Origin of the sequence: Flagellimonas oceani, from assembly GCF_011068285.1 — a bacterium.
GTDB classification, from domain to species: domain Bacteria; phylum Bacteroidota; class Bacteroidia; order Flavobacteriales; family Flavobacteriaceae; genus Flagellimonas; species Flagellimonas oceani.
In genome coordinates this window covers 628,165-651,347 of record NZ_CP049616.1, presented here as the reverse complement: position 1 = coordinate 651,347, position 23,183 = coordinate 628,165, and the positions used below count along the sequence as shown (strand labels likewise).

The following is a 23,183-nucleotide window of genomic DNA, read 5'->3' as shown; positions in this document are numbered from 1 at the left end:
GCACAAAAACTATTTGTCCCCAAATTAATATAAAGTTTACCAAAACAAGGGTTCAGTTCGGTCAATAACAAATAACTTTGCAGCTTAATTGATTACAATGGACCTATCACAGATAAAAATGGTGGTTACCGATATGGACGGAACCTTATTGAATTCCAAACATGAAGTAAGCCCCCGATTTTTTGAAATCTACGAAGAACTCAAAAAGAAAAACATCGCCTTTGTTGCTGCCAGTGGAAGACAATACCATAGCATGGTGGATAAATTGGAGTCCATAAAGAATGAGATTTTGGTCATTGCGGAAAATGGTGCGCTCATCAGAAAGCAGGAGAAAACATTGCTCACCACGCCCATCGATAAATCGCAAGTGCTTCGTATTCTTGACACCGTGCGTCCATTGGAAAATGTACACCCCGTACTCTGCTGTCAAAACAATGCCTATGTTGGCGGTGATTCCAACGAATTCTTGCAAATGCTCCGTGAATACTATTCCGAGTTTGAGATTGTTGAGGACCAAAAGCAGGTTAATGACCAAGTGCTCAAAATAGCCATTTACCATTTCGAAAACTCCGAAAAGCACATTTATCCCCACGTAAAACATTTGGAAGGCGACTTAAAAGTGAAGGTTTCCGGCAACAATTGGGTGGACATTTCCGATTTGAACGCCCACAAAGGGTACGCGCTTAAAAAAGTGATGGATGATTATCAAATCATGGCCAACGAGATTATGGTCTTCGGGGATTACAACAACGATCTGGAAATGTTGGAGCTATCCGATTATAGCTTCGCCATGGCCAACGCCCACCCCAATGTTTTAAAAACAGCCAAATACAGCACCCACAGCAACGATGACTTCGGAGTGGAGCGCATTTTGGAGAAATTGATCTAGCCACAAGATAAAATCCAATAGACTTATCCTGGGTAATTTGCTTTTGTAAAATTTGTACCTTAAAAGGCAAAACACAAAAGCAACACTATGGCACCTCTTAAGAAAGAACAGATCAAACAAGAAGTCTTTGATCTCTACGATAAATACGCACACAACCAGTTAGACCGCAGGGAGTTTATGGAAAAGCTTTCCGTGTATGCCGTTGGCGGTATCACCATGGCTTCGTTGATGAGCTTTATGATGCCCAATTACCAAGACACACTTACTGTATCCCCAAATGATCCCGAATTGGACGCTAAGTTTATCACCTACAATTCTCCAAAAGGCGGTGGTGAAATCAAAGGATTGTTGTCCAAACCCAAGGACGGTAACGGTAAAATGGGCGGAGTCGTGGTCGTGCACGAAAATCGTGGCCTCAACCCCTATATCGAAGATGTGGGAAGACGAGCTGCCAAAGCAGGTTTCATTTCCTTGGCGCCCGATGCTTTGACACCCCTTGGAGGTTATCCCGGCAATGATGATGAAGGAAGAACATTACAACGGCAACGGGACCGTGATGAAATGTTGCAAGATTTCATCGCCGCCTACGAGTATCTAAAAAATCATGAAGATTGCAATGGCAAGGTGGGTGTGGTCGGATTTTGTTTCGGCGGATGGATTTCCAATATGATGGCCGTAAAAGTGCCCGATTTGGCTGCAGCGGTTCCGTTTTATGGCAGTCAACCCGCAGATGATGAAGTTGCGCAGATCAATGCCCCTCTATTGATTCATTATGCTGGATTGGATGAACGGGTAAATGCCGGATGGGAAGATTATGAAGCGAAATTGAAAGAACTTGATAAAGATTACGAGGTTCATTTTTATCCTGATGTCAATCATGGTTTCCATAACAATACCACGCCTCGTTTTGATGAAGCTTCTGCAGATTTGGCATGGAAAAGGACGGTGGATTTCTTTAAAGAACACTTGACTTAGGTCTTCTGCTTCTTTTTGCGGGCAGCAGGAAACAAAACATTGTTCAAGATCAATCGGTACCCTGGCGAGGTGGGATGCAGCTCCAACTCCGTTTTCGGGTCCCCTACCCTGTGCTGGTAATCCTCGGGGTCGTGACCGCCATAAAAAGTAAAAAATCCTTTCCCTTTAATGCCATGGATATATCTGGCTTCCCCATTGATTTTATTCTCACCCAAGACCATTACCGTGGGTTTAACCTCTTTACGGGTATAGGCCGTAGTCTGCCCCATAAAACCTTTTACCAAGCTGGTATGGTTCTGGGTCAACATGGTTGGAACAGGGTCCCATTTCGCCGAGAATTCCATCAAAGAGAAATAATCCGACTCCTTGGGCACATTCGCTCTTTTGTTCGTCATATCGATGGATGAGAATTCATATCGGATGGGGTTTCGCTCCAAGGTAAAATTGGTAAAGGCAAACGTATTGCTAAAATCCAATTTGGCCTGATAATTGGCATCCGAAGGATCTCCATCGAACATAGGCTCGCAGATATCCACCCCTTCAGCAGCAAGGGCAATATCAAAACTATCGGTAGCGGAGCACATAGCGAACATAAACCCGCCACCGATTACGTAATTTCTAATTTTAAGGGCAACGGCCAACTTTTCGTCGGATACTTTGTCATATCCCAGGCTTTGCGCCAACGCTTCAGCATTGGCCTTGTCCTGTATGTACCAGGGAGCGGCCCTGTAATGTCCATAAAACCGACCATACTGGCCCGTGAAATCCTCGTGGTGCAGATGCAACCAATCATACAGTGCCAACTTATCGCCCAAAACTTCCGTATCGTAAATCGTAGTATAAGGAATCTCTGCATAGGTCAGCACCATGGTCACGGCATCGTCCCAAGGTTGGTTCCCCTTTGGGGAATACACGGCAATCTTGGGTGCCTTTTCCAAAATAACGGCGTCTTGGTTTTGGGAAGGACTGCTGATATCGTCCAAAATCTGTGCGGCCTGACCATCGGAAAGCACTTCGAAAGAAACGCCCCTAATCTGACATTCTTTGCGAATGGCGTCACCATCGGGCAACATAAAAGAGCCACCCCTATAATTGAGCAACCATTGAACCTTTTGCTGTTTGGCAAGTACCCAATACGTAATTCCGTATGCCTTTAAGTGATTTTTTTGCCCCTCGGCATCCATCGGTATCAGGATTACAGAGGCATTAATTATCATTGGAAAACAAAATATAAGAAAACAAAAAAATGCTTTTTTTGATACCCTAAAGAATTTCCAATTTCTAAGCTTTTGTAGGTGTAATTCCATAAACAGATTCTTTAATATAGTCAAAACCAACATTAAAGACGTTAGCATTAAAATCCTTTAATGGATTACCACCAAAAGACATATACTTAAATTCATTGTCTATGACGACCTTATCCATAATTTTCTTAACAAATGAAATATTGTTATTGTTGAAAGATATTGATTTCAGATAGGGCAACTCCAAAAGACCTAAAGGAAATTCTGTGAAATCGTTATTATCAAAAATAACTTCTTTCAAATTGTTCAATTGAAAAATTTCATCAGGAATGTCACTAATATTGGCACTATGAAAACTTAATGTCTCAAGGTTTTTTAGATATTTTATCTCTTTTGGAATACATTCAATATTTGTACTGTAAATACGTAAATGTTTTAAATTAACCAGTTCAAACAATTCTGGAGGCACCTTGTTTACTGTTCCACCATGAAACCAAAAATAATCATCATCAATATCCTGTCTCTCTATGGTTTCAACAAATTTGTGATAATGAACGTTTTGATCAAGCTCCTCATATATCAAGCTAACTTCTTTATAATCGACACTATTCTCTGCCAAGTCCAAACATCTTAGAAAATACATTTGGCGTAAAACATCCGAGGGGATTGCTTTTATTTTATTGTTGTAAAGATATAAATGTGTTAACCTTTTTAATTTTCCAATTTCCTCTGGAATGTTTGTTATCCTATTGTTCATTAACTTTAGCTCCTGTAAATGAGTTAAATCAAAAACAGAACGAGGTATTTCGGTCAAAGCCAAATTAGACAAATCCAAGGTTGATGTTTTCCTTAAATAGTTCTCTCTAATTAATTCTTCAACTCTACCCATACGACTTTTTTAGAAAGGTACGTCATTATCATCTGGGTCATCATCACTGTTCATTGCGCTACCAAAAGCATCGTCCACACTGGGAAGATTTGGTGTCGCAAAGGGATTATCTTCGTCCGCATTCATCTTCGATTGGAATTCGAATGGGGAATCAAAGTCATCCAAGTTATCAAATTTACCCAGAGCACCCACAAATTTTAACCTAATATTTTCTAAACCACCGTTACGGTGCTTGGCCACAATAAACTCAGCTTGACCTTGGGTAGGGGTGCGTTCCTCATCGTCCCACTCGTCAATTTTATAGTATTCCGGACGGTAGATGAACGATACAATATCCGCATCCTGCTCAATGGCCCCTGATTCCCTCAAATCCGAAAGAATGGGTCGTTTGCTACCTCCACGGGTCTCCACGGCCCTTGACAACTGCGATAGGGCAATCACAGGAACATCGAGTTCCTTGGCCAATGCCTTTAGGTTACGTGAGATAGTAGAAATTTCCTGTTCACGGTTACCTCCCTTTTGGCTGCCTCCAGCCGTCATCAACTGCAAATAATCAATAATGATGAGGCGTATATTATGCTGTGAGGCCAAACGTCTGGCCTTGGCACGAAGGTCGAAAATGGAAAGCGACGGGGTATCGTCAATGAACAATGGTGCCTTTTCCAAGGTTTTCACCTTCACATTTAATTGTTCCCACTCGTGCTTTTCCAATTTACCAGTCCGCAATTTTTCTGATGACAAACCTGTTTCCGAAGAAATCAAACGGGTGATCAACTGTACGGATGACATCTCCAAAGAGAAAAATGCTACCGGGATTTCGGAATTGACCGCAATATTTCTTGCCATGGATAACGTCAAAGCTGTTTTACCCATACCCGGACGTGCTGCCACAATGATCAAATCACTGGGCTGCCATCCAGAAGTCAACTTGTCCAACTTATCAAAACCGGAAGGAATTCCACTAAGACCTTCTTTGTTGGAAATCTCCTCTATTCGTTTTTTGGCCTGAATCACCAAGTTTTGGGCAGTCTCCGCGGAACGCTTTAAATTACCTTGGGTTACCTCGTACAATTTTGCTTCCGCATTGTCCAGAAGGTCAAAAACATCGGTGGCATCACTGTACGCTTCCTCGATAATATCGTTGGATATTTTAATCAGGCTACGTTGAATATATTTTTGAAGAATGATCCTGGCGTGAAACTCGATATGTGCCGAAGAGGCCACTTTTTGGGTGAGTTTTATCAAGTAAAAATCACCTCCACAGGCTTCTAGCTTCCCATCTTTCTTTAATTGCGAGGAAACAGTTAATAAATCCACTGGTTCCGAAGATTCGAACAATTTAAAGATGGCCTCGTAAATATATTTATGGGAATCTTTGTAGAAAACGTCTGGATGAAGAATATCGATTACCTCATCGACCCCTTTCTTATCAATCATCATGGCACCCAACACAACCTCCTCTAAATCAACAGCTTGAGGAGGTATTTTACCTCTTTCAAGATTGATGAGCGCAGATTTATCCACACGGTGTCCTACTATTGGGGTGGGTTTTTCCATGAATGCGAAAGTAGCTAATTAACCTTAAGTTAACTTTAATTTTGACAGTAACGATTTCCACAGGTACTCAACAATTTAAATGTTGATAACTTAAAATACCTGTTAATAACATAAAAAAAATCGGGGATATAACCTAACTAAAAAGGTCAACCCCCAAAAAACAAGGATTATTCACTGAAAACCCCCATGTTGGAATATTTTTCCATCCGGGATTTCACCAATTCCTTTGGTGATAACTTATTGAGTTCTTCAAAATGGGAAGAAATTTTATTTGCGACGGTTTCGAATGTTTTCTGTCTATTGGTATGTGCCCCTCCCAAGGGTTCCTTAACAATTTCATCGACCAGACCTTGCTTTTTCATATCGGTAGCGGTCAGTTTCAATGCTTCTGCGGCTTGTTCCTTGTATTCCCAACTTCTCCAAAGTATGGATGAACACGATTCTGGGGAGATTACGGAGTACCATGTGTTTTCCAACATCAATACTTTATCGCCAACACCAATGCCCAATGCGCCACCGGAGGCTCCCTCACCAATGATGATTACAATTATCGGTACTTTTAAACGGGTCATCTCCAATATATTTCGGGCAATGGCCTCACCTTGGCCGCGCTCTTCTGCCTCGATGCCAGGATAGGCACCGGGGGTATCCACAAAGCACACCACGGGTATGTTGAATTTTTCGGCAGACTTCATCAAACGAAGTGCCTTACGGTATCCTTCGGGATTGGCCATACCGAAATTTCGGTATTGACGGGTCTTGGTATTATATCCTTTCTGTTGACCGATGAACATATAGCTTTGGTCACCAATTTTTCCCAAACCGCCCACCATGGCCTTATCGTCCTTTACATTTCTGTCACCGTGAAGCTCCAAAAAAGTATCTCCACAAATGGCATTGATGTAATCCATAGTGTAGGGTCTGCTGGGATGCCTGGATAATTGCACCCGTTGCCAAGCTGTAAGGTTTTGATAGATATCTTTTCGGGTCTGAGCCAGTTTTTTCTCGATTTGAGAACAGGTCTCGGTAACGTCTACATCACTTTCTTCCCCGATCACCATACATTTTTGAAGTTGGTCTTCAAGTTCCTTGATCGGGAGTTCAAATTCTAGATATTCCATGGGAAGTCTTTTATTTTCACGAAAAACAATGGGGACAAATATATAACATTATGGCTTACTCACATGAAATATACAAGTCTTTTAACTTCAACAATATACGCTGTAATGACTGAATTATCGTTTGGCTTTCATCAACATATAAATGGCAAAAACACCAAAAAGAAGGTTCGGAATCACCACCGCCAAAAGTGGTGAAAAACCAGATTGCTCTGCCAATGTTCCAAAAACTTTGTCAAAAAAGATATATACGAAGGCCACCCCTATGCCAAATGCCAAATTAAGGCCCATACCTCCCCTACGTTTTACGGAAGATACCGCCACCGCTATCACGGTTAGGATGAATGCCGCTATGGGCAGTGCCCATCGTTTGTATTTAACAAGTACGTATGCATTGATGTTGGATGCGCCCTTTCTACGCTGATCTTCGATAAAGTCGTTGAGCTCAAAAAGGTTTTTGGTCTCCGCTACATAGGACACCGGGGTAAGGTCATCTATTTTAAAGGAGAAAACGGTATCCAGCCTACGCTTGGCATTGATGTATTCCGTTTCATTTCTCACCTCGCGTTTCTCATAATTCGTTAAACGGTAAATACTATCATCCGCGATCCAACGAATATTGCTGGCAGAAATTTTATAGTCCAGCTTTCCGATGGAGTCGAAGTGCTCGTAGGTGAAATTATAACCGATTTGACGATTGGGGTCAAAGCTGCTTACATATAAATAGTCACGCTCGTTCAATTGGTTGAAGATATTCTCCGTTACCCGGGTCTGTTTGCCCTTCTTAAAATATTTGTACTCAAATTCGTTAAAACCGATACTGGCATGCGGTACAATGAACATCCCCATCATAAAGATGAGTATGGCCACCAATGTTGCCCCGACAAAATAGGGTCGCAAAAACCGTCCAAATGACACACCCGAACTCAAAATCGCTACGATTTCGGTATTACTGGCCAGTTTTGAGGTAAAAAAGATGATAGATAGAAAAAGGAAAATGGGCAACAACAAGTTTCCGATGACCAAGGTAAAGTTTCCATAAAAAACGATCACTTCGGCCAATGGGGCTTCATTGTCTATGATCTTACCAATTTTTTCCGCCAAGTTCGCCATAATCCCAATGGGCACGAACAGCAAAAGCATACCCATAAAGGTGATCAGGTAGCGTTTTAAAATGTATCTATCTAATATGGTAAGCATTACAATCTTTTATCCATTTGATTGACCATTTGGTTCTTCCACTCCAAAAAGTCTCCGGCTAAAATACGTTCTCTTGCGGTACGCACCAACCATAAATAAAAACCAAGGTTGTGAATGGTGGCAATTTGCTTGCCCAAATATTCATTGGCCGCGAACAAGTGTCGCAGATAGGCCTTGGAATACTCGGTATCCACAAATGTGATGCCCATTTCATCAATCGCAGAAAAATCGTTTTCCCATTTCTTGTTTTTGATGTTGATGGTGCCATGGGCCGTGAACAGCATACCATTTCTAGCATTTCGGGTGGGCATCACACAATCGAACATATCCACGCCCAATGCTATATTTTCCAAAATATTGATGGGCGTGCCTACCCCCATTAAATATCTTGGCTTGTCCTCTGGCAGAATATCGCATACGATTTCCGCCATTTCGTACATTTCCTCGGCAGGCTCACCAACCGAGAGCCCGCCAATGGCATTTCCTTCCGCCCCTACGGATGCAATGTATTCTGCGGATTGTTTTCTTAAATCTTTATAGGTAGACCCCTGTACAATTGGAAAAAAACTTTGTGAATACCCATATTTGAACGGTAGCTTTTCCAAATGGTTGATACATCTGTCCAGCCACCTATGCGTCATGTGCATGGACCGTTTCGCGTACTGGTAATCACATGGGTATGGCGTACACTCATCAAAAGCCATGATGATGTCCGCACCAATGGTACGCTGTATCTCCATTACATTTTCCGGGGTAAAAACATGGCGCGACCCATCGATATGGGATTTAAACTTGACACCCTCCTCTTTTATCTTTCTGTTATCAGATAAGGAATAGACTTGATAGCCGCCACTATCCGTCAAAATGGGCCGGTCCCAGTTCATAAATTTATGCAGGCCGCCAGCCTCTTCCAGTATTCCGGTACCCGGTCTCAAAAAAAGATGATAGGTATTTCCCAAAATAATATCAGGATTAATTTCATCCTTTAACTCCCGCTGGTGCACGCCCTTTACCGATGCAACGGTGCCCACCGGCATAAATATCGGGGTCTGAATGTTGCCGTTGTCGGTCTTCAACTCCCCTGCCCTAGCCTTAGTTTTGCTATCCTTTTGTAGTAAGGTAAAATCCAATTGTTCGTTTTAGAACCGCAAATATAACTAACTCTATTTCGTTCATCCTTAACAAAAAAATAAAGTTTCTGAGCATAAGCCGTTTAATAAATGTATATTCAACACTTGTTTTCTACGAATAATGCGATTACATTTGATATCTAAATTAGAAACACGATGCCGAACACGCAAGAATTACAGGACCTGGTAGTACAGGTTAGAAGGGACATTTTACGCATGGTCCATAAGGTAAATTCGGGTCACCCAGGAGGTTCTTTGGGCTGTACCGAGTTTTTTGTAGCACTCTACAATGAGGTAATGGAATTAAAAGAAGGTTTTGATATGGATGGAATCGGGGAAGACGTATTTTTCCTCTCCAATGGCCATATTTCGCCCGTATTTTACAGTGTACTAGCTCGAAGAGGTTATTTTCCCATCGAGGAACTCAACACCTTTAGGCTAATCGATTCCAGATTACAGGGGCACCCCACTACCCACGAAGGTTTGCCAGGGGTTCGCGTAGCATCAGGTTCCTTGGGACAGGGAATGTCCGTTGCCATTGGTGCCGCATTGGCCAAAAAATTGAACGGTGACGATCATTTGGTATTCAGCCTTCATGGAGACGGCGAGTTGCAAGAAGGTCAAAACTGGGAGGCCATCATGTACGCCGCTGGGAACAAAGTGGACAACTTGATTTCAACCGTTGATAGAAACGGACAACAAATCGACGGTGCCACAGAAGATGTACTGCCACTGGGCGATGTTGCAGAAAAATTCAGGGTTTTTGGATGGGATGTATTGGAAATAGAAAATGGAAATGATCTTGAACAGGTGGTTGCCGGACTCAAAGAAGCCAAGAGCAGAACTGGAAAAGGAAAACCTGTTTGCATTGTGATGACCACTGAAATGGGCAATGGTGTCGATTTTATGATGCACACCCATGCATGGCACGGCAAAGCCCCTAGCGATGAGCAATTGGCAAACGCATTGGAACAGAACCCTGAGACTTTAGGCGATTACTAATCATAGAAAAAGATACAATGACTAAATATACAGATCAAGGAAAACAGGACACCCGAAGCGGATATGGCGCGGGAATGACGGAACTGGGAAGGACCAATCCCAATGTAGTGGCACTTTGTGCCGATTTGGTAGGTTCCCTTAAGATTGAAACCTTTATCGAGGAAAATCCAGAGCGTTTCTTTCAAGTGGGAATCGCGGAGGCCAATATGATGGGCATGGCAGCAGGTTTGACCATCGGTGGTAAAATCCCTTTTGCTTCCACATTTGCCAACTTTGCCACTGGCCGCGTGTACGATCAAATCCGCCAGTCCATAGCGTATTCTGACAAAAACGTAAAAATATGCGCTTCCCACTCAGGTTTGACCTTGGGCGAAGATGGTGCAACCCACCAGATTTTGGAAGATATCGGTTTGATGAAAATGTTGCCCGGGATGACGGTGATCAACCCATGTGATTTTAACCAGACCAAAGCGGCCACCATTGCCATTGCGGAGCATCATGGACCGGTCTATCTTCGTTTTGGACGTCCTAAGGTTGCGAATTTCACCCCTGTTGACCAAAAATTCGAAATCGGCAAGGCGCTTATGCTCAACGAAGGAAGCGATGTGACCATTATTGCGACAGGACATTTGGTATGGCAAGCGTTACTTGCCGCAGAAAGCTTGGAAAACCAAGGAATATCCGCGGAAGTGATCAACATTCACACCATTAAACCTTTGGATGACAAGGCCATTTTGGATTCTGTGAAAAAAACGGGATGTGTGGTAACCGCTGAGGAACACAATTATTTAGGTGGACTTGGAGAAAGTGTGGCAAGAGTTTTGGCCAGCAACCATCCTGCGCCTCAGGAGTTTGTGGCAACACAGGATACTTTTGGGGAAAGTGGTACGCCAGAACAGTTGATGGAGAAGTACGGCTTGAACAATAAAGCTATCGAAGCTGCCGTTTTAAAGGTGTTGAAACGTAAATAGTTTCAACTATTTCCCTGTGGAAATATTTCAATCTTTTAAAACAACACTTATGAAAAAAACTTTTTTAGTAGTAGCATTTGCCCTAATCGGCTCTGCTGCCATGGCCCAGAGCGGCTCAGGATTCGGTATTAAGGCCGGTCTTTCGTACAACAAGAACGGAGATTTGGTCAACACCGTAACGGATGCCGTTGATGATCCTGAAGGTAAGGCTGGATATCATTTTGGCTTTTGGGGCAAATTGGATTTCCCTAAAATTTATCTAAGGCCCGAATTGGTATATTCCAAGACAAAGAGTTCCTATGATATTAATGGAAACTCACAGGACTACGATGTGTCCAAATTGGACATGCCCGTGCTTTTGGGGTATAAACTGATTGGACCCCTGCATATTTTTGCAGGTCCCGCTTTCCAATACACCCTTAAAAATGATTTGGAAGGTTTGACGGTCGAAGATGTAGAAAACGATTTTACAGTTGGTCTAAATGCCGGTATCGGTGTCAATCTTGGAAGATTGGGACTGGATGTACGGTATGAAAGGGGCTTCTCTAAAAACGAGGCCGAATTTATCGACGCCAATGTTGCCAATGTGGAAGGAAGAATAGATTCAAGGCCTTCGCAAGTTATTTTTGCAGCATCACTGAAATTGTAGATTGCTACTGAACGCATAAAAAAGCCCCGCTGAGTTTCAGCGGGGCTTTTTTTATCTAAATTTTTTTCTTTCCTAGTTATCCGGATCTAAATAATCTGGAGTCCCATCTCCATCGGCATCAGGGTATGGAGTAATAATGTTGCCATCGTCATCAGAAATCTCGTCCCGTGTGGGTATACCATCACCGTCGTCATCAGCATCACGAAAATTCGTCAAACGGCTATTAAACGGTTCCAAATCAAAGTCGGTGTTATCATCAAATAAATACCCATTACCGTTCAGATCCTCTTCAATGGAAGGAATACCATCGTTATCACTATCTGTATCCTCTACAAAAAGGCCTAGCTCAACTCTAAAAACAAGAGGTGCATATCTAGGTATTACGGAGGTGGTAGGGGAATTAAAATACCCAAGACCGGAAGGCATAATAATCAGCCCTATTCCACTATTGGTAATATTGTAGGTACCATCGGGATTATCAATAATTTGGTCGGGAGTTCCTGCTTTCATTTGTGCAATACCATTGGCATACCCCCTCACAGAAAAGGGAAGTACTTGCCATAAAAAATCAGGGTTTTGATCAAAAGTAGTTCCATTTAACAAAGAGCCTTCATATTTTACAAAAGTTGAATCAGCATAGGTCGGACTTCCGCCTTCACCTTCCCGAACTTCTATATAATAGAGTTTATGGGCTATATCCTCTTCCCCGGCATTCAACCCTAAAAAACTTGATGAAACATTTACGGTAACCGATTCGGCATCTTCCATTAAAGGTCTTTTGTCCGCATTCTCCCCGGCTATGGTATCAATAACTATCCTATAATCAAATCCCTCTGGTGGAGTTTCAAATTCTTCGTAGTTGTAAAAGTGAGTGTTCAAAAACTCCCTTATGGTTTCGTCATCCTCCGGTGCCACATCGCTCAATAGGCTTGGTGGTATGGCATCGGGGCCTCCATTATCATCATTTTTACAGGATAGTAGCGTGACCGCAAAACAAATAAATACTAAAATTCCGTACTTCATCAAGTCTGTTATTTAGGCGCGCAAGATACAATTTTCCATTATTTTTGTTCTGTCCATTAACAAAGATTTGCGAGACCATGCGAATAGACAAGTACCTTTGGTGCACCAGATACTTTAAAACAAGAAGCATTGCCTCCAATGTGGTAAAAAAGGGCCACGTTAAGGTAAATGGGGACGCCGTAAAGCCCTCCCGTGAAGTTTACCCCATGGATAAAATCGTGGTACGTAAAAACCAAATCGATTACCAACTTACCGTTTTGGATGTTCCCGAAAGCCGCGTTGGTGCCAAATTGGTGGACATCTACCGAAAGGACACCACGCCAAAAGATGCTTTTGAACACAGCGAACTGCTTTCGCACGCCAAAAAACATTACAGAAAAAAAGGATTGGGGCGACCTACCAAAAAAGACCGCCGGGATCTGGACGATTTTTTGGACGAATCGGAATAAACCGTTTTCATATCTTTGAATCAACTATAGCGTTACTATGAGCAACCATATACTTAGCCACGATCAAATTCAGCATATCACAAAGCGCATCGCCTATCAAATTTATGAGACCAATGTCGATGAGTCCGAAATTGTGGTTGCCGGGATTACGGGTGGCGGTGAGAGCTTTGCCAAAAAAATAATCGCGGTATTAAAAAAAATTACCGATGCCGATATTATTTTGTGCAAAATGGATATGGATAAAAAAAATCCGTTGGAAAGTGGGGTGAGCACCTCGCTCCCTGAAGAAGGCTATAAAAATAAGTCGATAGTGTTAGTGGACGATGTATTGAACTCGGGCACCACTTTAATCTATGGAACGCATCATTTTCTTAAAACACCGATAAAACAGCTTAAAACTGCTGTATTGGTCAACAGGAACCATAAAAAATACCCCATTAAGGCCGATTTTAAGGGCATATCGCTATCCACATCGCTGAACGAACACATTAAAGTGGATTTTGAACCGAAGAACAATGCGGTCTATTTAGAGTAGGTCCCGTATTCGTTGCACTACGGTTTCTACATCTGCCCCGTTGCAATCCACCACATTTTTAGCTTGCATGTAATACGGTCTACGCTCAAAAAGGTGCTTACCGATAAACACCGGAAGTTCCGCATCGGGAATATTTTTTACCAACGGACGGCTCTCTTTTTCCTTTGAAATCCTGTTCACCAGATTGGGAATGCTTAGGTCAAGGTAAATAGATGTGTCTGCCTGTTCCAAAATTGTGGTCATATTGTTTCCATAGCATGGTGTACCGCCCCCCGTCGAAATTATAATGGATTCCTCCTTTTCCAAAACCTCTTTCAACATTTCATGCTCCAACTTCCTGAAAAAAATCTCTCCTTTTTCAGAAAATATATTTTTTATGGATTTTTTTTGATTGGCTTCAATATAGTCGTCCAGATCGATGAATTGCATCTGTAAATGACTGGCCAACAATCGTCCAACGGTCGACTTCCCACTTGCCATATATCCTACTAAAACAATTTTCATAATGAAGAATTTTATCCGATTTCAAAAAAACACAAATTTATCCATAATTCACCTTGGAAAATAGATTATTGATGTTATATTTGCACCCGCTTAGCCAAACAGCTGGGCACAACTTGAAGACCTGATAGCTCAGTTGGTAGAGCATCTCCCTTTTAAGGAGAGGGTCCTGGGTTCGAGCCCCAGTCAGGTCACTTTTTCCGTTTTAAGGAAATTCAAAAAGTCTGTAAATCGTTGATTTACAGACTTTTTTGTTTTTATTGATTTCATTTGATATCAAATAGTACCATATATCGCGGTGAACGATTCGGTGAACGGTTTTAGAATCCGCAAAAATGGCACCTGATCAATGTTAAAAACGCTGCGAACATTTTTTTTCAAATGTTCCGGAACAAAATTGAATCAGCAAATCGATGACAAATGGAAACAAAAACATTCTCTTTAATCCACTATCTCAGAAAGGCCCAATTGGACAAAACCGGAAAAGCTGGTATCTATCTCAGGATTACCGTAAACGGTCATCGGGCAGAGCTCAGTATCAAACGAAAAACAAGTCCCGAAAAATGGTGTTCCAACAAAGGAAGGTTAAAAGGCTCGAGCAAGGAGGCCAAAGAGCTGAACCACTACATGGACCAGCTAGAATCCAAAGCTTATGAAATCCATTCAAAGCTGGTCGTCAAAAAGAAACCTTTCAATGCCGAGACCATCAAAAACAAACTTCTGGGCAAAGGAACTGCCCATAAAACACTCCTTGCCATTTATGAAGAACACAATGCCCAGATCAAAGAGTTGATCGGATCTGACTATTCCTATGGAGCTTACCGCAGGCACGTACGCACAATGAACCATCTTGCCGGCTTTATCCAAAAGGAATATAAAGTGTCCGACCTATATGTTATGGAGGTGGATTTAAACTTCGTCAATGGATTTCATCATTATTTAAAGACCCAAAAAGTTGGTAACCAAAATACAGTTACCAAATATGTTGTCAACTTCAAAAAAATCATGAGGATGGCCTTTGCCAATAATTGGGTGAAAAAAGACCCTTTCTATTATTGGAAGGCCGAATGGAAAAAAGTGGAAAGAGATGTTCTGACCGAAGCAGAACTAAGGGCTATAATGGAAACGGAACCCGAGTCAAAAAGTTTAGAGCAGGTACGGGACGTTTTTGTTTTTTGTTGTTTTACTGGGTTGGCCTACGTAGATGTCAAAAAACTTTCAAATAACCACATAGTAGATGGTATTGGTGGCAAACGATGGATCAAAATCAAAAGGGCGAAAACAGACTCTTTGAGCACAGTGCCCTTACTCCCCATTGCGGAAAAAATATTGCTCAAGTATAAAGACCATTCGCAAATCATGGGTACAGAAACAATACTACCAGTTGTCAGCAACCAAAAGACCAACGCCTACCTAAAGGAAATTGCTTCTTGTTGCGGGATTAAAAAGAAGCTAACCTTTCATTTGGCTCGTCACACATTTGCGACAACTGTAACACTGTCCAATGGGATTTCAATTGAATCGGTCAGCAAGATGCTTGGGCACCAATCCTTAAAGACAACTCAAATATATGCCAAGGTAATCGACAAGAAATTACATGATGATATGAGTTTACTTGAGGGAAAATATGAGTTGTGAGGTAAAAAGATTTTATCTAGTATGGTAGAGCATCAAAAAGTATTGAATGATTTTTCATTCATATTGATGTTTTTTACTATTCTATGACTGATATTTCATACATTATTAAAACTAAAATCACCAGAAGACAAAAAGCCTATAATAGGTCTTTATAAATGTCTTATTTCCAATAATTATAAGCTTGCACTGCTTATATCATTGTCATGTGCCCTTATTATTTCCGTAATTCTTGCTAAATGATGGTCATCGTGTTCGGCAACAAACAAAAACAAATCCATTATTCGCATTGGTTGCAATAATCTTGGGTGTAAGGCGGTTCTGTAAACATCTTTTTCTGTTAGCTTTGATAATTGCTCTAAAGTTGTTTTCCTTAATCCTTCGAATTCAAAAATTAAGTCATCTATAGACTTATTATTGTGTAGAGCAATTTCGGTTTTCTGATTCTCTAGATCAGCAGAACTTAGATATTCCTCATCATTCAATATCTCACCCAGTCGAATTTTCCATAAAGGTTCCAAGTCACTCAAATGTCCAACATTCACTTTAATGGACCATTTACCACCATTTTTGGTTTCTAGTAAATCAAATGGAATGGTCTCCAGTTTTGATTTTATTCGGATTGATGTTCCTTCAAGTCGCTCCACAATAGAAGGGAAAATATTCTGTTCATACGAGAAATCAAATTTTCTTTCAAACCATTTTATTTGATTCATAATTCTTGTTTTTAATTACTTAAAACGGTAGGCAGCTACCACAATTTTGTATGCATAAATAGGTCTGGAGCAATAGAAAACAGCAGCCGAAAAGCGCATTGGTAGATGACCGTATTGCACAAGTTAGGGAAAAAGTCCTTGTTAATAATACTCGTTCGGTAAATTAAAGTATCCTAAGGATAATCAGAAAATCAAAATGGAAATAAGGCTGTCCTTAAGTGGGATACTTAATGAAAATGTCGCTGATTGAGGATATTTCAGATTCGTTTGAAAATGTATGCTTTTCAAAACTCAAGTAGTTTAAGATTTGAATGTTTAAGTTCCTTATCCAAATTAAATCGTATAGATTTCGTTGTAATTCGATGTTTTCTATGAATAATCTAGAAAATACCAAAACCGAAGCCTATACCTAACCACGGATACCCTTTATGTATCCATGTATTTGCATTTGAACCCAAGGGAATATCATAGCCAATACTTCCTATGATCTCAAAACCATTAAATGAATAGATATAAGCCAACCCAAAAGATGGCATTATGACATTGGTGTTGTTATCGATATCTGGCTCTGTGTTTTCAGCATTGAGCGGTACTAGAGTAGTGTTGAAAAGAATGTTTATGGATTGTTCACTAAAAACACTTTTCTTTTGACCGGCATAGTAATAGAAGTGCTCTTTACCACAGAATATCCATCCAAGGTGCGTACCTATATTAAAATTTGCAGAAAGGTTTCCAGCGTCATTATCATTGTCCTTGCTACCCAAGTAGTATTTAAAGGGGATTGTTACCGCCCCCATGATAAAACCTCGATAATCCAAGGTTCTAGATGTGCGTTCTTTCAATTCGTAAAAATAATACCCTCCTGCGTTTTTTTCTTCTATTTTGGACTTTTCAAGTAATTTTAATTTGCCGTTCTCCGGAATTGGCCTAAAATAAACTCTAAGCTCATTCTCCTTCTGAAAGACGTCGGCTTTCTTGTATTTAGGTAACAATAATGATTCAATCTCCTTTTTTTCATAATGGTCGTCAGTATCATATGAGAGCTCGTTGTTCTCACCCAGGTATATGTTTTTGACTATTTTCTTTTTGGTTTTTTCACCATTACTGTAGTACAGATCAGTTGCATCCTTTATGATATACCATTTTCTCTTCACTTTTTGGGCATAAACGCTAGCAGTGGATATAACCAAAACCAATACACTTGTTAGGATTCGCTGTTTCATGGTTGTAATCTTTAAGAGAATTTTAAAATATTCTTTAAATGAATAACATATTATAGGCCCGATAATCGGATTTATAACTCAATAAGTTAAAGGTTAAGGAAAGCTAGTGGTGAAATAATTATATGAATGTAAGATATATATGTATAACTGGTAAGAAAAGACCTGTTTATTTACTGTGAAAGAATCTCAAAGGATGGATTAACAATCCCTATGAAAGGTGCTGATTTCACTCCGGTATCATTGACCTGACCTCCTTATGAATTCGGTCAAAATTCAATTTTAATTCTTCGGGCGTTTTTGGAGTGGGTTGAGGCAGCTCCTTTGATATCACTGGCTTTTTAAAGCGTATTTTTTTATCCTTCCCATCAAAGAACACTACAAACTCCCCTTGTTGTAACCCATAGAAAGCATCGGCCCGTGTCTTGGTCACTTCCCGTTCACTTTGGGTCACTCGAGTATCAAAATTCAGGTTATAACCTTTGTTCACACTCTTGGACTGCTTTTTTACGATTTCAAAAAAGCGCTCATAATATTTCGCGGTATCGGGATCATTGGCCTTGCCAAAAAACTGATAGGACAGATTGCTCAGTATGGCCTTACTGGCCTTGTCCCCGTAGAGCATATCATTTTGAATCTTGTCCTGCAATACATAGACCGTCGCGATATCATAGCTCCGTAAGGTCGCCGGAATCCGGTGCATGTTCAATAGGCGAATGGTGGAGGCCTCTTCAATGAGAAAAAAGGAGGTCAATCGGTTCCGCTCGCTCATCTGTTTGGAAATGGTATGGATGATCGTTGCAATGACGGGAGAAAGTGAGCTCTCTTTTTTTGGATTATTGACAATGGACACGACCGAGGGGTTTTGGGGATTATTGATATCCAAAGGCACCTCATCCGCTGAGAGCGCCATAAATATCTTCCGGGTACTGATTTTCTTGAAGGCATTGGCCAAGGTGCTTTTCACTCCGGCGGTCTGTCTATCGGAGTCCACCCCACTGATAAAAGCATCGGCCATGGCCTTGGAAGTCAGGTCGGCACTTAAGAAACGTACCAAGTGCTCCGTATCGAGGTATTGGTAGAGAGCAATCATATGGGGAATGGTGCAATAGTCGGGAAAGTCTTCCTTCAACCGCCAGATCAGCCCTCCTATCAGGCCCTCCACGGCATCCTGGAAAAAACGTGAGGTACCACTACTACCACTTTCCTTGAGTTCCAAGAGATTTTCCAAAAGCACCCGGGAGATCTCATGGACACTTTCCTCATCGGGCAAATAACGGGGCGCAATGGGATTGACCCGTTGGTAAATGGGATCAAAGGAAACGATATGGAATTTCCGGTCAGTGCCCTTAAACAACGGATAAGCCATCTCGGTAATCTCAAAGTTCTTGTAATCATGCATCACCCCACAAAAGCGATGGGCCGCAAAATGTTGAAAAAGGTTGAGGACGATGCTTTCGGTCTTTCCGCTGCCCGCTGCCCCGATAATGGAAATACCCCTTCGGATATTGGACAATACCAATTTGGTTCCCTTGGTCTGCAGCACCAATCGATATTTTTTATCAATGGTATTGGCTTCCTTGTTTGGGATGAAAACATAACATAGCAAATTGATAAACGCCCAAGGCAACAATAGGTAGAGCATTACCCTTAGGAAATCACTCATTTCCAATAGAAAGAAAAGAGCTGTCACCACTCCAAGAACCAACAGCCAAGACCCGATAAACCCATAACGGAAGTACTTGACCAAAAGAAAAGAAATCAAGCTTCCCAATAGAAGCACCAGCAAAACAATATGTATAATGGAAGCAGTCAACATTATATTAGATTTCAATGCCCCCTGATCGGATGGCCTGTTCGACACCTTGTTTGAGCTTCATCAGGGTCTTATAGGCCAACTGCACCTTGTTGGTCGGGATGTTGGGGATGGTTACTCCTCCTTTGCGCAATAGTTTTAGGGCCAGTTGCTTTTCGTTGTTCGGCAATCCCAACAAAAGGGCCACAAACTTTTTGGGATCCTGTCGGTATAGCTTTTTCGTGCCATATTTTTCCATAAAGTTTCGGTCATAGGCAAACATCCGATCAAAGGACTTTTCTGCGGATTGGTAGAATTGATCACGGTGAAAACCCTGTTTGACCTTTTTACCCTGTAGGGTGGTTTCGGATGCCTTGAACTTGCTCCCTGGGGACAGGCTGTAGGTATTGGTCACATCCTTTCGGCTGACAATAATATGGATATGGGATTGTGTCCCTTCCTTTTTCATCCCCTCTACGATCATTTGGCCTTTTATCTTATGGGGAGCCTCTTGGGTCAGGCGCTGGATTTCCTGTTGAATGACCTTTGAATTGCCTTGTAGTGCACCCCGTTCCACCTTGGCCAGGTCATTTCGGAGTTTGGCGATTTGTTTGCGGTACGGGACATTTTCCTGCACCTGCTTTTCAAAGCCCCGAAAGCTGCGTTCGTATTCGATTTTAGCATAGTATTTGATATCATCTACAGTGACCGTTCTATCACGATAAAAGGATGCGGCATAATCCTTAATGATTTCCCGGGTGTATTTTCTAAGCGCTTTTGGATTATTGCTGATCTGTTTGAGTTCCCGTTGGCTTGGGCTTACCACGATGGAATAGAATTTAGGTTCATGCTTCTTGAGTTTGGCGGTATTGCCATCAATTTCCGATATGACGGTTTCAGGAGGAATCTTATCTTCTTTTTGGTCAAAAAAGGTCTCCTGTTCCTCTGGTTCCAAATCTTGGTTCTCTTTTTCCAAATAGGCCACATAGTCCCGGACGCTACTGTGATAAGTCTCGAAACCTCTGCCGATTTTCTGTGCCGTGATAGTGATGTACATGGTCATAGATTTTGAAGGGTACGTTTATAGTTTTCCAGCTCCCCCTCGGTGATATCCAATCGCAGGAAAGGTTTACCAAAGGAGGGCTTTACAAGCGTTGTATGTTCCATAAGATATTGGCTTTCCTTTTTTAGCATTTCCAATTTGTCCTGGAGGCGTTCGTAACGGATTTTGGGAACGGTAATCTCAATCCGTGGTTCCTGTTTTTGGGGTACAGGTTCCACTTTGGGTTTTTCGTGTTTGGCCTTTTGTTCCAATAAAACTTCCAAAATGGCATTGGTGGGTTTGGTCTGTGTGATCTCGATATCCCGGATAATGGCGATGGAGGCCTCGGTGCGTTTAATGGAGGTTTCGGTAAGTTTTTGGTTTTTGATGATTTCCTGCAAGACACTTTGATACATGCGGTCCGTAGGAACAAAGCCATGCCACTCAAAAAAGTCCATGACCGCTATTAAGGTTTCCGTGTGGGATTTTGCCGTTTTTTTAGAGAAATTACGGAACCTATTGGCCACCGCCTTTTTAATATTGATGGCCGAGAATCGATATGTTTTGCTTTTCTGCTTCATGTTTTGCTGCAACTTTTTGCAATCTTTTCAGGTGTTTCAAAAGGATTTACAGCAAATCACGGATGTCGCATATACACCATCATTCTTGAAACCCTCTGTTATTATGGGCTTTGCGAAGCAAATGGGATACGTAGCACCGCCTTGGCGTGCTACCCTCTCGCTATTCCGTTTCCCCGCGCACACGGGGAAATCGTCCTACCTATCCCAAGGTATAGGCCCTTACGGTGAGGGAGGTCGGAACATTGAATTTTAAGAGGTTGGAAAGGTTGGTTTTGGCGAATAGGCAAGTAAACCCTCCGAAAGTTGCACATTTTCAATAAAAAAGGGAACCGATATGATTCCCTAAGCTTACATAGTGCGGTTGTTCCCGCAGTCATAACACCCCTTGATCGGCAAAACTGAAGTAGTCCCCATTGGGGGCGATAATGATATGATCAAGGACCTTGACATCGAAGAGCTTGGCCGCCCGTTGGATTTTTTGGGTAATGTCTTTGTCCGGTTGGCTGGCCTGCAGTTTTCCGCTGGGGTGGTTATGGGCGAGCAGGATTCCCACGGAGAGCGTTTTGAGCACTACGGCAAAGAGGATACGCAGATCCACTAGGGTGCCCGTTATCCCTCCCTGTGAGACTTGGTAAATGCCCTTGACCTTATTGCTGTTGTTGAGCAGGACGATCTTAAAGGATTCATGAACGGCGATGGTATCGGTATTCCATGTTTGGTATAGCATTTCCGCAGCATCCTTGGAGGATTTGATCTGTTTCCAAAAGGGGGCTGGGATGCGTTCTTTGTATCGGATATGGATTTCGTTGACTTGTGTTCCCATGATGATGGTATTAGGGTGCTGATGAAAAAAAGAGGGCGGAAGTTTTTAGCTGCCCACCCTCTTAAGGCATCGGCCTTACCGTATTAGGCGGTCTTTGCCGTTTTGGGGTTCTTGGACTTTGAAACCGTTTTTTGGCCTTTTCCCTTTTCGGGGGTTGACTCGGCTTCTTGGGATTCCTTGCCTCCCAAGAGCAGGATCTCAGTGGCCACAATCTCGGTCACATAGACCTTGACATCCATGTCATTGGTATAGCTACGGGATACCAGTTTGCCCTCGATGGCGATTTCCTTGCCCTTGTGGGCATACTGTTCGATGACCTCCGCCCTTTTGTCCCAGGCGACCACGTTGTGCCACTGGGTGGACTGTACCTTTTCCCCTTGGGCGTTCTTGTAATACTCGTTGGTGGCCATGGCAAAGCGTACGGTCTTGCTCCCGCTTTCCAGTACGGCCACTTTGGGATCGTTTCCGATGTTCCCGATCAATTGGACTTTGTTTCTCAATGTACTCATGATTAAAAATTTAAAGATTAGAATTATATGGAGCCCTATCCGTCAGGGCGTTGAAAACTGATTTACTTATTATATCCAGAGCGTTTTCCTTTTTGTTTGTTTTTAACTTTTGAAGTGCTCCCGTTTTATTGTTTTCGTATGATTTCATCGTTCTTGGTTTAAATGATTTACTTCCCATAGGGCCGTCACGTATCCTTTTTGTTGCTGATCGCGGTACAACCTCCAGGCTTGTACAAGGGCGTATAAAAAGCGTAGCGGCTTTATGCCGCCCGCAAGGCTGGATGTTGTTGTTTTGCCGTCAAAAAGGAAGCACGGACGGCTTGGGCAAGGGAATCAAGAACGGGAAATGCGAAAGGAATGGGAGCAACGGAAAAAACAACGGCTATTTGAAGTGATGAAAAATGGGGATTACCGGAAGTTCCAGGTTTACAGGTATTCAAAAAACACCGACAGAAAGTGTCCCAAGACAAGTCCACCACCACAGTATCAGGGGGCACTTTCCATGTTTGGGAATCTCCTTTTGTAATATCATTTAATTTTGGGGTTCGGCCATTGGTAACAAATCCTCCCTGGGGACATTCAATCCCAGTTTCCATTCACTTACAAACCATCTTTTATGAGGGGCCACCATGCATAAGACTATAGTTGATTGACCAGTTTCTTGGCATACTGGATGAATCCCTGTAAACTATTCCTTCGGAATAGGTTTTTTTTAACCAAAATGGTAGTT

24 protein-coding genes and 1 tRNA gene are annotated in these 23,183 nt (G+C 42.0%); 9 read left to right on the top strand and 16 right to left on the bottom strand.

Annotated elements, in window-relative coordinates; genetic code table 11:
* Positions 1-97 precede the first annotated feature (97 nt).
* Both GVT53_RS03050 and GVT53_RS03045 read left to right on the top strand, forming a co-directional pair.
* Positions 98-889, top strand: coding sequence for an HAD family hydrolase (locus GVT53_RS03050; protein WP_166247366.1), 792 nt, complete (start codon positions 98-100; stop codon positions 887-889).
* Positions 890-976: 87 nt separating this feature from the next.
* Positions 977-1,864, top strand: a complete 888-nt coding sequence (locus GVT53_RS03045) for a dienelactone hydrolase family protein (RefSeq protein ID WP_166247365.1) — start codon at positions 977-979, stop codon at positions 1,862-1,864.
* Here GVT53_RS03045 and GVT53_RS03040 read toward each other — a convergent pair.
* The 6 genes from GVT53_RS03040 to tgt all read right to left on the bottom strand — a co-directional run bounded on the left by GVT53_RS03040 (position 1,861) and on the right by tgt (position 9,002).
* Positions 1,861-3,081 carry an asparagine synthetase B gene (locus tag GVT53_RS03040; protein WP_166247364.1) on the bottom strand — a complete coding sequence of 407 codons (1,221 nt, stop codon included), beginning with the start codon at positions 3,079-3,081 and terminating at the stop codon, positions 1,861-1,863. The two genes, GVT53_RS03045 and GVT53_RS03040, sit on opposite strands and share 4 nt — an antisense overlap.
* Before the next feature lie 64 nt (positions 3,082-3,145).
* Positions 3,146-3,997, bottom strand: coding sequence for a leucine-rich repeat domain-containing protein (locus GVT53_RS03035; RefSeq protein WP_166247363.1), 852 nt, complete (start codon positions 3,995-3,997; stop codon positions 3,146-3,148).
* A gap of 9 nt (positions 3,998-4,006) precedes the next feature.
* Positions 4,007-5,554 (bottom strand): replicative DNA helicase, encoded by a 1,548-nt coding sequence (dnaB, locus tag GVT53_RS03030; protein ID WP_166247362.1) that lies wholly within the window; start codon positions 5,552-5,554, stop codon positions 4,007-4,009.
* A gap of 167 nt (positions 5,555-5,721) precedes the next feature.
* Positions 5,722-6,675, bottom strand: coding sequence for an acetyl-CoA carboxylase carboxyltransferase subunit alpha (locus tag GVT53_RS03025; RefSeq protein ID WP_166247361.1), 954 nt, complete (start codon positions 6,673-6,675; stop codon positions 5,722-5,724).
* A gap of 114 nt (positions 6,676-6,789) precedes the next feature.
* Positions 6,790-7,872, bottom strand: coding sequence for an LptF/LptG family permease (locus GVT53_RS03020; protein ID WP_166247360.1), 1,083 nt, complete (start codon positions 7,870-7,872; stop codon positions 6,790-6,792).
* Positions 7,872-9,002 (bottom strand): tRNA guanosine(34) transglycosylase Tgt, encoded by a 1,131-nt coding sequence (tgt, locus tag GVT53_RS03015; protein ID WP_166247359.1) that lies wholly within the window; start codon positions 9,000-9,002, stop codon positions 7,872-7,874. The genes GVT53_RS03020 and tgt overlap by 1 nt, the downstream gene beginning before the upstream one ends.
* Before the next feature lie 156 nt (positions 9,003-9,158).
* Here tgt and GVT53_RS03010 point away from each other — a divergent pair, with 156 nt between their 5' ends.
* Genes GVT53_RS03010 through GVT53_RS03000 form a run of 3 tightly spaced genes read left to right on the top strand, consistent with a single transcriptional unit; the run spans position 9,159 to position 11,624 of the window.
* Positions 9,159-10,004 (top strand): transketolase, encoded by an 846-nt coding sequence (locus GVT53_RS03010; protein WP_166247358.1) that lies wholly within the window; start codon positions 9,159-9,161, stop codon positions 10,002-10,004.
* Positions 10,005-10,021: 17 nt separating this feature from the next.
* Positions 10,022-10,975, top strand: coding sequence for a transketolase family protein (locus GVT53_RS03005; protein ID WP_166247357.1), 954 nt, complete (start codon positions 10,022-10,024; stop codon positions 10,973-10,975).
* 49 nt (positions 10,976-11,024) lie between these two features.
* Complete coding sequence (locus GVT53_RS03000; protein ID WP_166247356.1) at positions 11,025-11,624, top strand: outer membrane beta-barrel protein; 600 nt, start codon at positions 11,025-11,027, stop codon at positions 11,622-11,624.
* Between the two features lie 72 nt (positions 11,625-11,696).
* On the opposite strand, the gene GVT53_RS02995 is transcribed toward GVT53_RS03000, so the two are convergent.
* Complete coding sequence (locus GVT53_RS02995) at positions 11,697-12,647, bottom strand: FKBP-type peptidyl-prolyl cis-trans isomerase (RefSeq protein ID WP_166247355.1); 951 nt, start codon at positions 12,645-12,647, stop codon at positions 11,697-11,699.
* Positions 12,648-12,724: 77 nt separating this feature from the next.
* On the opposite strand from GVT53_RS02995, the gene GVT53_RS02990 reads away from it, so the two are divergent.
* The gene (locus GVT53_RS02990) at positions 12,725-13,096 is read left to right on the top strand and encodes an RNA-binding S4 domain-containing protein (RefSeq protein ID WP_166247354.1); all 372 of its coding nucleotides are present in this window, start codon (positions 12,725-12,727) and stop codon (positions 13,094-13,096) included.
* 37 nt (positions 13,097-13,133) lie between these two features.
* Positions 13,134-13,631 (top strand): phosphoribosyltransferase family protein, encoded by a 498-nt coding sequence (locus GVT53_RS02985; protein ID WP_166247353.1) that lies wholly within the window; start codon positions 13,134-13,136, stop codon positions 13,629-13,631.
* Here GVT53_RS02985 and GVT53_RS02980 read toward each other — a convergent pair.
* Positions 13,623-14,135 carry a shikimate kinase gene (locus tag GVT53_RS02980; RefSeq protein ID WP_166247352.1) on the bottom strand — a complete coding sequence of 171 codons (513 nt, stop codon included), beginning with the start codon at positions 14,133-14,135 and terminating at the stop codon, positions 13,623-13,625. The two genes, GVT53_RS02985 and GVT53_RS02980, sit on opposite strands and share 9 nt — an antisense overlap.
* Positions 14,136-14,253: 118 nt before the next feature.
* Here GVT53_RS02980 and GVT53_RS02975 point away from each other — a divergent pair.
* Both GVT53_RS02975 and GVT53_RS02970 read left to right on the top strand, forming a co-directional pair.
* A tRNA-Lys gene (locus GVT53_RS02975) sits at positions 14,254-14,326 on the top strand.
* A gap of 226 nt (positions 14,327-14,552) precedes the next feature.
* Entirely contained in the window at positions 14,553-15,770 is a 1,218-nt protein-coding gene (locus GVT53_RS02970) for a site-specific integrase (RefSeq protein ID WP_166247351.1), read from the top strand.
* 173 nt (positions 15,771-15,943) lie between these two features.
* Here the strand turns inward: GVT53_RS02970 and GVT53_RS02965 are convergent, their stop codons facing one another.
* The 8 genes from GVT53_RS02965 to GVT53_RS02930 all read right to left on the bottom strand — a co-directional run bounded on the left by GVT53_RS02965 (position 15,944) and on the right by GVT53_RS02930 (position 23,049).
* Positions 15,944-16,483, bottom strand: a complete 540-nt coding sequence (locus GVT53_RS02965) for a DinB family protein (RefSeq protein WP_166247350.1) — start codon at positions 16,481-16,483, stop codon at positions 15,944-15,946.
* A gap of 380 nt (positions 16,484-16,863) precedes the next feature.
* Positions 16,864-17,706, bottom strand: a complete 843-nt coding sequence (locus GVT53_RS02960) for a hypothetical protein (protein ID WP_166247349.1) — start codon at positions 17,704-17,706, stop codon at positions 16,864-16,866.
* Between the two features lie 226 nt (positions 17,707-17,932).
* Complete coding sequence (locus GVT53_RS02955) at positions 17,933-19,522, bottom strand: type IV secretory system conjugative DNA transfer family protein (protein ID WP_166247348.1); 1,590 nt, start codon at positions 19,520-19,522, stop codon at positions 17,933-17,935.
* Between the two features lie 4 nt (positions 19,523-19,526).
* Positions 19,527-20,555 (bottom strand): MobB family relaxase, encoded by a 1,029-nt coding sequence (gene mobB, locus GVT53_RS02950; RefSeq protein ID WP_166247347.1) that lies wholly within the window; start codon positions 20,553-20,555, stop codon positions 19,527-19,529.
* Positions 20,556-20,557: 2 nt separating this feature from the next.
* Complete coding sequence (locus GVT53_RS02945; RefSeq protein WP_166247346.1) at positions 20,558-21,121, bottom strand: BfmA/BtgA family mobilization protein; 564 nt, start codon at positions 21,119-21,121, stop codon at positions 20,558-20,560.
* Positions 21,122-21,494: 373 nt separating this feature from the next.
* A complete protein-coding gene (locus tag GVT53_RS02940; RefSeq protein ID WP_166247345.1) occupies positions 21,495-21,944 on the bottom strand; it encodes a JAB domain-containing protein in 450 nt (149 codons plus the stop codon).
* 83 nt (positions 21,945-22,027) lie between these two features.
* Positions 22,028-22,453, bottom strand: a complete 426-nt coding sequence (locus tag GVT53_RS02935; protein WP_166247344.1) for a single-stranded DNA-binding protein — start codon at positions 22,451-22,453, stop codon at positions 22,028-22,030.
* A gap of 260 nt (positions 22,454-22,713) precedes the next feature.
* The gene (locus tag GVT53_RS02930; protein ID WP_166247343.1) at positions 22,714-23,049 is read right to left on the bottom strand and encodes a hypothetical protein; all 336 of its coding nucleotides are present in this window, start codon (positions 23,047-23,049) and stop codon (positions 22,714-22,716) included.
* Between the last annotated feature and the right edge of the window lie 134 nt (positions 23,050-23,183).